This is a genomic window from Alloiococcus sp. CFN-8, assembly GCF_049943125.1.
Taxonomy (GTDB): domain Bacteria; phylum Bacillota; class Clostridia; order Clostridiales; family Clostridiaceae; genus JAEXZL01.
On the sequence record NZ_CP188040.1, the window covers coordinates 2,689,956 to 2,704,487 of the forward strand.

Below are 14,532 nucleotides of genomic sequence, written 5' to 3' on the forward strand. Positions count from 1 at the left end.
ATAAAGCTTGACATAACTTAATACAGAGTAGGCATAAGGAAAATAAAACATGAGAGCACTAAGGTTAAAAAAAAGTTAGCCACTAAAGCTGAAATTATTATGGGGAAGTAATTTTCAAGTAAAAAGTATGGGGGGAAAATCATGTTTAAACTCAAGGAAAATGGTACTAATTTTTCTACGGAACTTATCGCTGGCTTTACTACCTTCTTTGCAATGGCCTATATTATTGTGGTTAATCCATCAATTTTAAGCGAAGCAGGTATGGAGTGGGGAGCCGTATTCCTAGCTACTATCATTGCTGCAGTAATTGGTACAGTTATAATGGGTCTCTATGCAAATGTACCTTATGCAGTTGCACCAGGAATGGGTCTTAATGCTTTCTTTGTTTACACTGTATGCTTTACTCTTAAGTTTACCTGGCAGCAGGCACTGTCCATGGTATTTATCTGTGGTGTATTTAATATTTTAATCACTGTTACAAAGATACGTAAACATATTATTAAATCTATACCAAGAAGTCTTCAAAATGCCATTGCTGGCGGAATAGGAATTTTTGTAGCTTATATAGGACTTTTAAATGTAAAAATTATTAACTTTGGTGCAGTACCTGAGCTAGCAAAGCTTAGCGAACCATCCCTTTGGTTATTTTTATTTGGCCTTGTTCTAACAGTAGTGCTGCTTATAAGAGGAGTTAAGGGAGCTATATTTATTGGAATTGTGGCAACAGCTATAGCAGGAATTCCTTTTGGTGTTACTACTATGGCAGATACCGTTAGCTTCTCAGAGGCATGGAAGGTATTACCAACTACTATTGGAGTAATATTTACTAAAGAGGGTCTTATATCTCTTTTCGCAGATCCAGCTAAGCTACCTTTAGTTCTTATTACAATATTCTCTTTCAGCTTATCAGATACCTTTGATACCATAGGTACCTTTATAGGGACAGGTCGTGCCAGCGGTATTTTCAGCGAAGAGGATGAAAAAGCAATGGAGACAGGCACAGGTTTTAATTCAAAAATGGATAAGGCACTTTTTGCTGATTCTATAGCAACCTCTATAGGAGCTGTTCTTGGTACCTCTAATACCACTACCTATGTAGAAAGCGCTGCAGGTATTGGAGTAGGGGGTAAAACAGGATTAACTAGTATGGTGGTGGCAGGCTGCTTCATAGCCAGTGCATTCCTTTCTTCATTTGTTAGTGCAATTCCTAATGCAGCTACTGCACCAGCTTTAGTAATAGTAGGTATTATGATGATGTCTTCCTTCAGTGAAATTGAATGGACAGATTTAAGAGAAGCAATACCAGCCTTCTTTGCTACAGTATTTATGGGTGTATGCTATAGCATTTCCTATGGTATAGCTGCTGGGTTTATATTCTACTGCATAATTAAGATTTGTAAGAAAGAAGCAAAGGATATCCATCCAATTCTTTGGATAGCTACTATATTATTTATTGTTAATTTTATACTTATGGCAAATATCTAGCAATCTATTAATGGGAGTAGAAGGGGAGGATAAACATGAATAATAACTCTTTTATAATTAAAGGAGATATATGCTATAGCAAGGATATAAATACATTAATAGCCAGCGCGGATCACTATCTCGTATCCATTGAAGGAGAATCTAAGGGAGTTTATAAAGAGATTCCGAAGGAGTATTCTCATCTAAGAGTTATTGATTACTGTGGAAAGCTAGTAATTCCAGGACTTGCGGACCTGCATATTCATGCTCCCCAATATTCTTTTAGAGGCTTAGGTATGGACAAGGAGCTTTTAGATTGGCTTGAAAAATATACCTTCCCAGAGGAAAGCAAGTATAATGATTTAGACTATGCTAGGAAGGCTTATGAAATATTTGCCGATGCTCTTAAAAAAAGTGCCACTACCTCTGCCTGTATATTTTCTACCCTTCATGTTCCTGCTACAGAGCTTTTAATGGATATGATAGACGAAGCGGGACTTAGGGCTTATGTAGGTAAGGTTAACATGGATAGAAACTCTCCGGAATACTTAATAGAAGAAAGTCCGGAAAAGGCTGCAAAGACTACAGCGGAGTGGATTTTAAGCTGTAAAAATAGATATAAAAGAGTATATCCCATTCTCACTCCAAGATTTATTCCTACCTGCTCCGATGAGCTAATGGGTTATATTAAGGAGATACAAAAGAGCTATGATCTACCTGTCCAATCCCATCTCTCAGAAGCCTATGGTGAGATACAGTGGGTTAAGGAGCTTTGTCCGAAAGCCCGCTTTTATGGAGATGCTTATGACCAGTTTGGATTATTTGGCAGGGGGGTAAAAACTGTTATGGCACACTGCGTATCCTCATCCCATGAAGAATTAATGAGGATTAAGGAAAATGGTGTTTATATAGCCCATTGTCCTCAATCAAATATAAATCTAGCATCAGGGATAGCTCCTGTGAGAACCTTTATACAGGAAGGACTTAAGGTAGGGCTAGGTAGTGATGTGGCTGGGGGAAGTACAGAATCTATATTTACTGCCATGGCAGATGCTATCCATGCTTCTAAGCTAAGATGGGTATTAATTGATAAGAATCAGGAGCCTTTGACCACTGAAGAAGCTTTCTATATGGCAACAAAAGGTGGAGGAGAGTTTTTTGGAATGGTAGGGAGCTTTGAGCCAGGTTATGAGCTAGATGCAGTTGTTATTGATGATAGCTCCATAAGGCATCCACAGCCATTATCAGCAAAGGAAAGACTAGAAAGATTAATATATCTTTCAGATAGATCGACAATAGAGCATAAATTCATCTCAGGGGAACAAATCTTTTAAGTACCGGGGGTTTATATTATGGAAAAACAAATGGAAAAAGATATTAAATTGCAGTATAAGATTGATGATAGCCCTGCTTTATCACTATCACTATTATTAGGCTTTCAGAATATACTTACTGCCTTTGGAGGGATAGTTGCAGTACCGTTAATTCTTGGAGGCATGGCAGGGTTTGGAGTAAGAGATACTGCTTATTTAGTATCAGCAGCACTTTTAGCTTCTGGATTAGTGTCAATAATTCAATCTAGAGGTATAGGACCTAAGGGGTTCAGAATAGGATCAGGGCTTCCTACCATCATGGGTACTGATTTTGGCTTTGTAGCGCCAGCCAATTGCATAATTAATACTATGGGAGGTGGAATGGCAGGTTATTATGGAGCTGCCATGCTGGGGGCTGTTCTAGAAATGATTTTAAGCTTTTTTATAAAGCCTTTAATGAAATTCTTCCCTCCTGTTGTTACAGGAACAGTAATTACTCTTATAGGTATGACCTTAATGCCTGTAGCCTTTGACTGGGCAGCAGGGGGAGTAGGAGCAGAGAGCTATGGGGCACCGATTAATTTACTCATTGCTTGTGGTGTATTTTTGATTATATTACTTTTAAACCATTATGGTTCACCAATAATAAGCTCAGCATCAGTGCTTATAGGAATAGTTATTGGCTATGTTGTATGTATACCTTTGGGTATGGTAGATTTCTCTCAGGTAGCTTCAGCAGCCTGGTTTGAGTTCCCAAAGCTATTTGCATTTGGTGTGGACTTTAATCCTAGGTTTGTTGTGCCATTCCTGGCAGGATACTTAGTTACAGTGATAGAAACTGTTGGGGTAGTGCAAACCATAGGTGAGGTGACAGATACTCCTGTAAGCGAGGATATGATTGCAAGAGGTGTACGTGCTGATGGCTTCGGTTCCTTTATATCTCCAATCATCGGCTCTGGTCCTGTGGCTACCTTTAGTCAGAATGCTGGACTTATTCCACTTACTAAATGTGCTTCCAGATCCGTTGCTGTTATGGCAGGTATCCTATTGATATTAATCAGCTTCTTCCCTAAGATTTCAACAATAGTATCCATTATGCCACAGCCAGTATTAGGGGGAGCAGGAATACTAATGTTTGGGACAGTTGCAGCTTCAGGAATCAATTCCTTGGCACAGGTTAGGTTTAATAATCGAAATCTTTTGATTATTGCATCAGCAATGTCTGTAGGTCTAGCTGTTACCTTTGGATCAGAGGTTGTAGCTGAGCTTCCAGGAATTTTTGGAGCATTATTCTCCTCAGGAATATCTGCAGGAACTATTGTTGCTCTTGTGCTGAACATCATACTTAAGGAGAAGAAGGAAGAGGTTACAGAAGATGAGCTTGTAGAGGTTAAGACTACAGTTTAAATTAGAAATATATTTACAGCAGGGGAACAAATCTTAAAAAAATAGGGGGACATAATTATGGAGCAACAAATGGAAAGGGACATAAAGCTGCAGTACAAGGTTGACGACAGTCCTGCATTAACAATTTCCCTTTTATTAGGATTTCAGAACATTCTTACTGCCTTCGGAGGTATAGTAGCTGTACCATTAATCCTAGGTGGAATGGCAGGCTTTGGAGTAAGAGATACGGCTTATTTGGTATCAGCGGCTCTTTTAGCATCAGGTATAAATTCAATCATTCAATCAAGAGGCATAGGTCCAAAAAGCTTTAGAGTCGGCTCGGGGCTTCCTACCATAATGGGTACTGATTTTGGCTTTGTTGCACCAGCTAATGCTATTATAAACAACATGGGTGGAGGCATGGCCGGTTATTATGGTGCTGCTATGCTCGGGGCAGTTCTAGAAATGATTCTGAGTTATTTTATAAAACCCTTAATGAAATTTTTCCCACCAGTTGTTACTGGAACAGTTATTGCACTCATTGGTATGACCTTAATGCCTGTAGCCTTTGACTGGGCAGCAGGGGGAGTAGGAGCAGAGAATTTTGGAGCTCCGATTAATTTACTCATTGCTGTTGGAGTATTTTTAATTATACTACTATTAAACCATTATGGCTCACCAATAATAAGCTCAGCAGCAGTGCTTATAGGAATTGTTATAGGTTATATTGTCTGTATACCTTTAAATATGGTAGATTTCTCACAGGTAAAAGCAGCAGCTTGGTTTGAGCTTCCTAGCCTGTTCAAATTTGGTGTGGACTTTAATCCTAAGTTCGTTGTACCCTTCATAGCAGGGTATCTTGTTACAGTTATAGAGACCGTAGGAGTGGTGCAAACCATCGCTGAAGTAACGGATACGCCTGTAAACAATGATATTATTGCAAGAGGAGTTCGTGCCGACGGCTTCGGATCCTTTATATCACCAATCATTGGCTCTGGCCCTGTAGCCACCTTTAGCCAGAATGCTGGACTTATTCCACTGACTAAATGTGCTTCCAGATCCGTTGCTATTATGGCTGGTATATTATTAATATTAATCAGCTTCTTTCCAAAGCTTGCAACTATAGTATCCATAATGCCTCAGCCAGTTCTGGGAGGAGCAGGGATACTAATGTTTGGAACTGTAGCTGCAGCAGGTATAAATTCTCTTTCAAAGGTTAGATTTAATAATAGAAATCTATTAATTATTGCATCAGCTATGTCTGTAGGTCTTGCTGTTACCTTTGGCTCAGAGGTTGTAGCACAGCTTGATGGATTTATAGGAGCCTTATTCTCCTCAGGAATATCTGCAGGAACTATCGTTGCTCTTGTGCTGAACATCATTCTTAAGGAGAAGAAGGAAGCCTCTCCAGCAGCTGAAACAGCAGCTGATGAGCTTGTTGAGGTTACAACTACAGTTTAAAAAAGGAGAAGCTAATCATGTTTGAAATGACAGTTAAGGTACAGGTAGGCAATATAGAAGAGGGAGTGAAATGGTACAGTGCTGTACTTAACAAGGCTCCCGATAGAATTCCCCATCCAGGCTCTGCCGAGTGGCAACCTTTCAAGGGCTGTTGGCTTCAGATGGCAGAGGGCAAGGAGGAGAGCAAGGGACTACTCATCCGCATTGGTGTCCATGACATCGAAGCTGAAAGGGATAGACTCAGGTCAGCCCTCCAGGATGAAACCATAGAGGTTTCCATCAAGAAGTTTGTCCCTGTAAAATGGATTGACCTAACAGATCCTTGGGGAAACACCATAGGCTTCTATGAATACCTAGACAAGGAATATGAGAACCAGTAAAAGCTGAAGCTTAAGCTAAGCTTCTTCTATAGAATTATCTGCATGGGACAGATGAGAGGATTGAAAGATTCTCTAATCTGTCTCTTTTATATTGGTTAGAAATTTAATGCTAGTACAGCAATAATAAGGTTTTATGACTAATGAAAACTCTGATATAATGGTAAATATAATAATAAATGTAAATTAATTCTAGATGCATTTTAATGTATATTAAGGAGGCAGAGATGAAAAGAAATACAGTTTATGCAATAGCTTGGATATCAGTAGGTGCGGCAGTTTCAATAGCTATATATGTAACTAAAAGTGCTATTCCGCTAGTAGCAATGCTAATCCCTATATTCATAGTTAAAACTGATGATATAGAGGATTGATAAATTAGTAATATAAAGCATAGGGGAGATGGCTTTAGATGTATATTATTTTTACCAAATAATTAAGTTATCAGGAGGACGTATGGGATTAATAATAGCTTCAGCAGTATTGGGTTTTTTAGGATTTATGTTAGGTGGGATTTTTGGAGCGGAAATATTTATGTTTTTTTTCGGAATTATAGGACTGTTAAGTCCTGGGCTGTATACTTTAGAACAAATATATAAAGAAATGAGCAAGTAAAAGCTTATATTAGAATGGAGTGTTTCTATTATAGGAGGTGGCTAGTTGAAGCTAATATTTTTAATTGGAGATGCAGCCGTAGGAAAGATGACAGTAGGGCAAGAGCTTATGAAAATTACAGATTTACGTTTATTTCATAATCATATGACTATTGAAGCAGTTATTGAAATCTTTGGTTATTATGATTGGAAAACAATAAGTAGAATGAGGGAGATTATATTTGAAGAATTTGCAGCATCAGATAACTATGGATTAATCTTCACATATATGTGGGCTTTTGATCAAAAATCTAATTGGGATTATGTTGAGCAAGTAACCAATATTTTCAAAAGAAATGGTACTGAAATATATTATGTAGAGCTTTTTGCGTCTCAAGAAATAAGGTTACTAAGAAATGTTACAGAAAATCGCTTAAAGCATAAGCTATCAAAACGCGATGTTGAAGCATCCAATCAAAGACTAATCAATGATGACAAAGAATATCGTTGTGTTAGTAATGATGGTGAGATAGGTTTTGATAACTATATTAAAATTGATAATTCCAATGTATCAGCAGAAGCTGTTGCAAAAATGATAAAAGAGTATTTTGATTTATGATACTAAGTTATCTGATAAGCTTGGTTGGACTGATAAAACTGATGGTATTAACAGTTTTAAATAAGGGTGAATGAGGTGCCTGTATGAAGAAAAGTGTATTACTTTTAATGATAATTGTTATAGTATTTATGGCTTTTATAGGAACTATTAAAACCTATAATGACAGATTAGATACAGCATATGACTCATTAAAGTTTAGAGGTATTGAACATAATTTAGTTGAGCTTGAGGGGGCTATTCAATTTCAAAAGGATAATAACTGGACGAACTCATATGCTGTGTTAGAAAAAGTTCAGGATGTTATTGAAGGCATTGGTATAACTTTGATTGTAAGTAAAGATATGGGGAATTTGACAAAAGAAAATGAAGATACTTTAAACCTGTTACTAGATATTATGTCTGAATATGATAAATACGGAGATTACCCTGATTCAAGTGATAGTGTAAATACCCAAGACAAGGACGCTTTTAGTAAATTGGCTGATGATTTAAATAAAGTAAATTGGGCAGTTGGCTCAAGTTATGGAAAAAATGATGATGAATTTAAAAGAGCTGTAGATAATTTGTATAGCTATCAAAAAGAACAATAAATAATTCCTATTAATTAATACTTTCACTACTTATTAGGTCATAATCTTTTTATATTACGAAATAAAATAATATATTTTTGAGGTGTTTAATGAGAGAACAAGCTAAAAAGAATAAAACTGCATGGGAATATCGTGCTTATGAATTTTGGAATAGCAGGGGCACCCCAGAGGAAATTGCTGAACAGCTTAAGGTTGACCCTCTTTCAAAATTGAAGCTTCATAAAAAATATTTTAAGAATATCGATGGAATGAAAGTTGCGAATGTCTGTGGATCAAATGGTAGAAAAGCAGTACCACTGGCACTCTTAGGAGCAGATGTAACTATATTTGATATATCAGAAGAAAACAAACGATATGCAAAGGAGTTAGCTGATTGTGCTGATGTAAATATCAAATATGAGGTTGGAGACTTCTGTGAAGTAAGTATGGATATTTTTAAGAATTCATTCGATATGGCTTATACAGAGGGTGGTATACTACACTACTTTAGTGATTTAGATATATTCATGAATACAATATATGAGCTGCTAAAGCCAAAGGGGCAGCTTATATTAAGTGACTTTCATCCATTAAGAAAAATAAATTCTGATGGACAAACTGAAGGAGATTATTTTGATTCAAGAATTTTCAATGGAGCTGTTGCCTATAAAAAGTTTTTTAATGAAAAAGAGCAGAGTTCTTTTCCCGATTGTTCTTTAAGATTTTATACTCTCAGCGAGATAATTAATTCAGTTATTCGTGCAGGCTTTACAATTAAAGAGTTTAATGAGCATCCGAACTATGAGAATGAAAAGCTTCCAGGATTGTTTACTATTTATGCTGTAAAGTAATCAAGGATTCTAGTATGTTGTTAACTAGCAATGTGATGTTTTTTAAGGAAATTTATAATTTGACGAGGTAAATGAGTTGAAATATATTAGAAAATCAATAAAACAAGATATATCTAGAATTGCAGAAATATTAGTATTTACAAAGAGAATGAGTTATCGAAGTATATTTAAAAATGACATAATATCATTTAAAGAAATGCAAGTACTTTCTTTAGCGAAAGAATATCTTGAAGATACAAGTAAGTTGAAAAATATTTGGGTATATGATGATGAACTTGTAAAGGGGTTGATTAATATAGAACAAAAAGAAATAAAAGAATTATATGTTGATTATTTCTTTGAAAATCAAGGTATAGGAGCATACTTGATGGATTTTGCTAAAAAAGAATTTGATATAAATCATTTATGGGTTTTAGAAAAGAATCAAGGTGCAATTGCATTCTATAAAAAAAGCGGATTTCTAATGACAGAGGAGCGTAAATTGGAAGAAGGAACGATTGAATATATTGTAAAAATGGTTAGATAATTTTAATAGCTAGTATTTTGAAAAACGTAGATAAGTACTATAAATAATAGGAGAAAGAAATACTATGAGAATCGAAACAAAGCATGTTATAATTCGAGATTTCGAGAGGAAGGACGCAGAAAACCTCTATAGGATTGTTAGAGAAAAGGATATTTTTCGCTTTATGGCTGACTGGACAGAAATTGGAGATTCTCCAGAAGCCTATTGGAGTTATATTGATTGGCATCAGAAAAAGAAAAATTCAACAGATATTTATGAAAATAAAAGATATGTAATTGCATTGCCAGATACAGATGAAATGATAGGTAGTGTAGGTATGGGACTGGAAGATACTTTGAATGAAGTTGAAGTAGCCTATTTTATGTCTGAAAAGTACCACAACAAAGGATTTACTAAAGAAGCCTTAAATGCTCTAGTAGACTGGTGCTTTAGTGTATCAGATATAGAGTATCTTATATTGACCATTGATTGTGTAAATATTCCTTCTTGCCATCTTGCAGAGAAATGTGGCTTTGAGTTATTTGAAAAAAGAACACCAATTAGTCATAAACAACCCAATATGGAAAGCGATAGTTACTTTTACTATCGAAAGTATAGAAACTAGCAATAAGCTAGAGTTTTATGGCATTGCATTTTATTCCGAATTAGATAGGGGGATAGTATGAAAAAATATAAACTCATAATATTGTTACTGGTAATCACAATTATTCTAACTATCGGTATTTTTTATGTCTCAATCAATAAATCCCACACTTCAGATCGTGAAGATGCGTCTAATATAAGTGCTAAAGCTATATATTATTTAGATGGACAAGGAGATACATGGGAATTTTATGATGGAGTTTTAATAAGTGATTCTGAAAGATGTTTTTTTGCTAATGGTCAGTTAAGAAATAATTCCAATGATGAAATAGTATTAATAAGTAAAAATATCTCAATGGAAGTAAGAAATAAAAATAATGAGGTTGTTTCATATTTATTAGGTAGCGTTGGTCCCTGTAAAATAATTGATGGTAATGGTAGGGTAATAAGTTCAGGCCAGGAGAATATAGAACCCTATAGGTCAATACAAGTATTTGATAGATTAGATACAAAGCAAGAAGCTATCTATTATAAAGATATTGAAAACAATGATCTGTATTTAATTTTGGAGTATACCGATGAAAATAATGTTATAAACAAAGAAGAAATAAAACTGAATAAAAAATTATTTACTTGGAATTAATTCATTAAGTTTAAAAATGGTTCTCTATAAAAAATAATAGTTAAAATTCACTTGAGGTTGTTATATAGGCTAACTATCTAAACAGGAGGAAGGCTACAATGAGCATTTGGAAAATAGAGGGTATAAAAGAATGTGGAAAAGGTAGGAACAATGAAGAAGAGAATATTTATATATTCTTGGGGGAGTGTTAATGGAGAATTTGATTTTAGTTAAGCCTAATGAAAGCTATCAAAAGAGTTTTGAAAATTATGTCCTAGCTTACAGAAAAGTAAATGATGAATACTATTTTAATAAATATAAAAAAGCGTTAGAAAGTTTCCGAGATTATTTAATGAATTTATACAATTATTCTAATGGCAACGACCTATCTCGAGGCGAGGTTATAACTTCAAACTTTTGGCTAATTGATAAAAAAGAAGTGGTTGGAGTAGTGAGAATTAGACACCAAGAGGTAGAATATGCTGGTCATATAGGCTATGATATATCACCTGATTATAGAAATAGGGGGTATGGCTTTCAAGCTTTAAAGTTAGCATTGGGAGAGGCTAGAAAGATAGGATTAGAAGAAGTGATTTTAACTTGTAATACTGATAATACAGCCTCTAAGAAGATTATAGAAAAGAACAAAGGTAAATTATTAGGAACTATTTTTGATGAAGAGGAAAATGAATATCTTTATAAATATTGCATTTCTTTAGATTAACAGATGAGAATAAATTGTTTTTAATTCCTTTCCTTATTCAACTAAACAATGAATAGAAATTTACACCAACTAATTGTGAGCCTTACTGATTAAGTGGAAAAGGATGAGCATAAAAAATACTGGAGCCAGTACTATTAGAATTTATTTATACAAGGGGGATCCATTGTGAAAAGGAGTATAAAGATAGTATTTGCAGCAATACTTTTTTTGTTACTTGTACCTTCTATGAGTGTTTTTGCAGATATTGGACCCAAGCCATCAGTTGTGATTGAGTTTCATGGATTAGAGAAAGAGGAGTATTATGTAACTTTACTATCAGAGAGCACTACAACAGGTCCTTGGAGTGTAGGAGAAGACTATAACGAATATATGGGTGATGAAGCTGTTTTTCAAAAATTTTCTCAGTATGAAGACGCAGACGGCTATCATTTCTTAGGTTATATGGAAAACTGTTCAGAAGATGACATTTTTGAATGGACTTATTTTCCACCAAGTCCTTTTAAGGTATTAATATATTTTCCGGAGTACGATAGTTTTTTGATGGATGAAAATGTTTTTGAAAGATATGCTTTTGATTCTTATTTTACAGCAGAAGTTACAGGCATTGAAAATATAGCTGTATCAAGGGATGCTGAAGCTGTGACTATTAATATAATGGAGTCCTATGATTTTTCCTTGGAGTTAGTATCATTTTCTGCTCGTGTGTTGATTACAGTTGCACTGGAAATCCTTATTGCATTAATTTTCATGTATCGTGATAAAAAGGCCCTTGTCATCATTACATTGACAAATGTACTAACACAAGTAATCTTAAACATATTCCTAAATGTTATTAATAATGTGCTTATAAATTCTGTAAATTATGAAATCAGTCAATATGCTCTCATAGCCGCTTATGTATTGATAGAAGCTGTGATATTTGTGATAGAGGCAGTGATCTACAGTAAATTTGTTGGACGTGAAAATGTATTAACAAAAGTGAAACACCATCCATTCTGGTATTCTGCTGTCGCAAATACAGCATCATTTTTACTGGGGCTATGGATTTCTAATATAGTACCAGGTATTTTCTAAAGAAGAAATAAAGCAAATTAAGAATGAAGCTCTATAAAATTATATGACATAAACAAAAATATAAGGGAGGTTAAATTATGTGGATAATATTAGGGGGTATTGCTATAATAGCAACTTTTATCAATCTTTATATGTATAAGACAGGAAAGGATTATAAGCTTGCTATGGCAATGGGATTATCATTTACAGCATTAACCCTTTGCGCAGAATACAGTCTTGTATCTAGATGGGTAAAGGTGAAAGATTGGGCGGCTTTATTAGATGTAGTACCTAGCATGGAAATGGCTTTGTGGGTTTTGACCATTATATCTATTTTACTTAATATAACACCAATACTTTTAGGACAAAAAAATAAGAAATAATTTCTATATAATGATCATTCTTATAGTTATTTAAGTAAAGGAATATAAGCAAACATGAAAAAGGGGTTGAGATGATAAAGATACTGACAAGCGGATTTGATAATGGATTTCCAGATGATTTTAGCAGAGTGCTAAAGTTATATATAAAATCAGGTATGAACCTTGTTTTTGTAGCTTCTGAATTTGAAAAGATATATGAAAAAACTGATTGGTACTGTAAGCATTTTTTAAATATGTTTTCTGATTGTGGGATAACCTTTGATGATGTAAAAGTAATAGATGGAAGATTATCAAAAGAAAAAGCGCAGGAGATAGTAAAGGCTGCCGATGTTCTATGGCTTGCTGGAGGCGATACCCCCACTCAGTTTGGTTATTTAAAAGCCTATGGACTTATACCATTGATAAGAGAACATAAAGGTGTGGTTATTGGAATGAGTGCAGGAGCAATAAACATGGCTAAAACAGCTGTATGTACCTTGACCTGTGAACATGATAAGCAGGAAATATATGAAGCTCTTGGCTTAGTTGACTTTTCCGTTGAGCCCCATCTGGATAAAGATAATGTATCAGAAGAATTACTTGAACTTTCCAAGGAGCATTCATTATATGGGATATGCGATGAGGGGGCAATCATATGTACTGACAATGATACCTTGTTTGAAGGTGATATATTCTTGATAGATAATGGACATGTGACTAAGGTTTTATAAATTTATATATGTAAGAGAGTATATTTATGAGGATTATTGTAATGCTAACATTCTTACTAATTGCCCTAGGCTTGCAGCATATAATACATGAATTTTCTCATGTATTAGCAGCAAAGCTACTAGGTGAAAAGGTTATAAAGATACAGTGGCTGACCTATAAGGGTGGCACACGAGTGTTTTATGAGAATGAGCCTGACCTTACCGATGAAGTAGAAAAAAAGTGGGCTGTAATTGCTGGAGCTGGTTATATTATAACTAATTCCTTGGGATATATTTTCGCAATAGTTTTTACTTTATTTGATAATAGCTTTATCAAAGTATTTTTATGTATAGTATCAATGGTATTTTTAGTTATTGATAGTTTGTATTTTACTTTAGGTAGCACATTTGATTTTGGAGATGTTATAGGCGTTAGGAGAGTATTGAATATATCTAAGACATTAGCTATCATTAGCTCTTCTTTAATATTAGTTATTAATATATTTATTATTGGAGTGGTGTTTTATAATATTTAATAACTACAGGACTTACCATGGGATTAATTGGGTATTAGATAAAGATAATAGGCAGATTGAAAGCAAATTATGAACTGGGCGGAGATGAAGGATTGTGAAAAATATATTGATTGTTGATGATGATATATATGTGGGAAATGTACTTGAAGAATTACTTTGTAAAGAGGGATATTGTGTTTCTCGCGCCTATTCTGGGACTGAAGCGATATTTGTTCTAGCTCAATCAAATCCAGATCTTGTGTTGCTTGATTTAATGCTGCCAGGCTTAAAGGGAGAAGATGTGCTTCCTCAGATAAAAGGAATCCCTGTCATTGTCATAAGTGCGAAGATTGATGTTGATAACAAGGTTGATTTACTCATGGGCGGCGCTGCAGATTACGTGACTAAACCTTTTAATACAAAGGAGCTTTTAGCTCGAATTGCTGTACAGCTTCGCAATGCTTCAATCTCTGGATTAGCTTCTGTTTTGACCTTTGATGATATAACACTTAATAGAAATACCCATGTTGTAACTATAGATGAAAATGAGATGAAGCTGACGAGAACTGAATATGCTATTTTGAAACTGCTTATGCAAAACCCTAAGCAGATAATTACAAAATCCCTGTTGTTAGATCGTATCGGTAAGGATACTCCTGATTGTACAGAGAGTTCTCTAAAAATGCACATAAGCAATTTACGAAAAAAGCTTCGTGAAGTAAATGATAAGGATTATATAGAAGCAGTTTGGGGAATAGGCTTCAAATTGCGGGAAGAATAAATCTTTACTATTTCTTTACTGTAA

General features: G+C 34.7%; 19 protein-coding genes. All 19 read left to right on the plus strand.

What is annotated here, in order from left to right:
• The first annotated feature begins 141 nt into the window (after nucleotides 1–141).
• The 19 genes from ACPWSR_RS12505 to ACPWSR_RS12595 all read left to right on the plus strand — a co-directional run bounded on the left by ACPWSR_RS12505 (nucleotide 142) and on the right by ACPWSR_RS12595 (nucleotide 14,508).
• A complete protein-coding gene (locus ACPWSR_RS12505) occupies nucleotides 142–1,485 on the plus strand; it encodes an NCS2 family permease (RefSeq protein WP_426348563.1) in 1,344 nt (447 codons plus the stop codon).
• A gap of 35 nt (nucleotides 1,486–1,520) precedes the next feature.
• Nucleotides 1,521–2,798: an amidohydrolase family protein gene (locus ACPWSR_RS12510; RefSeq protein ID WP_426348564.1), complete on the plus strand. Its 1,278-nt coding sequence runs from the start codon at nucleotides 1,521–1,523 to the stop codon at nucleotides 2,796–2,798.
• Between the two features lie 18 nt (nucleotides 2,799–2,816).
• Nucleotides 2,817–4,184, plus strand: a complete 1,368-nt coding sequence (locus tag ACPWSR_RS12515; protein WP_426348565.1) for a uracil-xanthine permease family protein — start codon at nucleotides 2,817–2,819, stop codon at nucleotides 4,182–4,184.
• Between the two features lie 57 nt (nucleotides 4,185–4,241).
• Complete coding sequence (locus ACPWSR_RS12520) at nucleotides 4,242–5,624, plus strand: uracil-xanthine permease family protein (RefSeq protein ID WP_426348566.1); 1,383 nt, start codon at nucleotides 4,242–4,244, stop codon at nucleotides 5,622–5,624.
• 17 nt (nucleotides 5,625–5,641) lie between these two features.
• Nucleotides 5,642–6,004 (plus strand): VOC family protein, encoded by a 363-nt coding sequence (locus ACPWSR_RS12525; RefSeq protein ID WP_426348567.1) that lies wholly within the window; start codon nucleotides 5,642–5,644, stop codon nucleotides 6,002–6,004.
• Nucleotides 6,005–6,228: 224 nt separating this feature from the next.
• Nucleotides 6,229–6,375: a hypothetical protein gene (locus tag ACPWSR_RS12530; protein ID WP_426348568.1), complete on the plus strand. Its 147-nt coding sequence runs from the start codon at nucleotides 6,229–6,231 to the stop codon at nucleotides 6,373–6,375.
• Between the two features lie 82 nt (nucleotides 6,376–6,457).
• Nucleotides 6,458–6,616: a hypothetical protein gene (locus ACPWSR_RS12535; protein ID WP_426348569.1), complete on the plus strand. Its 159-nt coding sequence runs from the start codon at nucleotides 6,458–6,460 to the stop codon at nucleotides 6,614–6,616.
• Nucleotides 6,617–6,661: 45 nt separating this feature from the next.
• Nucleotides 6,662–7,213 carry a shikimate kinase gene (locus ACPWSR_RS12540; protein WP_426348570.1) on the plus strand — a complete coding sequence of 184 codons (552 nt, stop codon included), beginning with the start codon at nucleotides 6,662–6,664 and terminating at the stop codon, nucleotides 7,211–7,213.
• An 83-nt stretch (nucleotides 7,214–7,296) separates the two neighbouring features.
• Entirely contained in the window at nucleotides 7,297–7,803 is a 507-nt protein-coding gene (locus ACPWSR_RS12545) for a hypothetical protein (protein ID WP_426348571.1), read from the plus strand.
• Nucleotides 7,804–7,892: 89 nt separating this feature from the next.
• Nucleotides 7,893–8,633 carry a class I SAM-dependent methyltransferase gene (locus ACPWSR_RS12550; protein WP_426348572.1) on the plus strand — a complete coding sequence of 247 codons (741 nt, stop codon included), beginning with the start codon at nucleotides 7,893–7,895 and terminating at the stop codon, nucleotides 8,631–8,633.
• 76 nt (nucleotides 8,634–8,709) lie between these two features.
• Nucleotides 8,710–9,159, plus strand: a complete 450-nt coding sequence (locus ACPWSR_RS12555) for a GNAT family N-acetyltransferase (protein WP_426348573.1) — start codon at nucleotides 8,710–8,712, stop codon at nucleotides 9,157–9,159.
• A 64-nt stretch (nucleotides 9,160–9,223) separates the two neighbouring features.
• Complete coding sequence (locus ACPWSR_RS12560; protein ID WP_426348574.1) at nucleotides 9,224–9,763, plus strand: GNAT family N-acetyltransferase; 540 nt, start codon at nucleotides 9,224–9,226, stop codon at nucleotides 9,761–9,763.
• A 57-nt stretch (nucleotides 9,764–9,820) separates the two neighbouring features.
• Nucleotides 9,821–10,384, plus strand: a complete 564-nt coding sequence (locus ACPWSR_RS12565) for a hypothetical protein (protein ID WP_426348575.1) — start codon at nucleotides 9,821–9,823, stop codon at nucleotides 10,382–10,384.
• Between the two features lie 190 nt (nucleotides 10,385–10,574).
• On the plus strand, nucleotides 10,575–11,087 hold the full coding sequence (locus ACPWSR_RS12570) for a GNAT family N-acetyltransferase (protein ID WP_426348576.1): 513 nt from the start codon (nucleotides 10,575–10,577) through the stop codon (nucleotides 11,085–11,087).
• A 165-nt stretch (nucleotides 11,088–11,252) separates the two neighbouring features.
• Nucleotides 11,253–12,161, plus strand: a complete 909-nt coding sequence (locus ACPWSR_RS12575; protein ID WP_426348577.1) for a hypothetical protein — start codon at nucleotides 11,253–11,255, stop codon at nucleotides 12,159–12,161.
• Nucleotides 12,162–12,238: 77 nt separating this feature from the next.
• The gene (locus ACPWSR_RS12580; RefSeq protein WP_426348578.1) at nucleotides 12,239–12,523 is read left to right on the plus strand and encodes a hypothetical protein; all 285 of its coding nucleotides are present in this window, start codon (nucleotides 12,239–12,241) and stop codon (nucleotides 12,521–12,523) included.
• Nucleotides 12,524–12,594: 71 nt separating this feature from the next.
• Complete coding sequence (locus ACPWSR_RS12585) at nucleotides 12,595–13,233, plus strand: Type 1 glutamine amidotransferase-like domain-containing protein (protein WP_426348579.1); 639 nt, start codon at nucleotides 12,595–12,597, stop codon at nucleotides 13,231–13,233.
• Nucleotides 13,234–13,274: 41 nt separating this feature from the next.
• On the plus strand, nucleotides 13,275–13,748 hold the full coding sequence (locus ACPWSR_RS12590) for a M50 family metallopeptidase (RefSeq protein ID WP_426348580.1): 474 nt from the start codon (nucleotides 13,275–13,277) through the stop codon (nucleotides 13,746–13,748).
• Nucleotides 13,749–13,842: 94 nt separating this feature from the next.
• Complete coding sequence (locus ACPWSR_RS12595; protein WP_426348581.1) at nucleotides 13,843–14,508, plus strand: response regulator transcription factor; 666 nt, start codon at nucleotides 13,843–13,845, stop codon at nucleotides 14,506–14,508.
• Nucleotides 14,509–14,532: the final 24 nt, after the last annotated feature.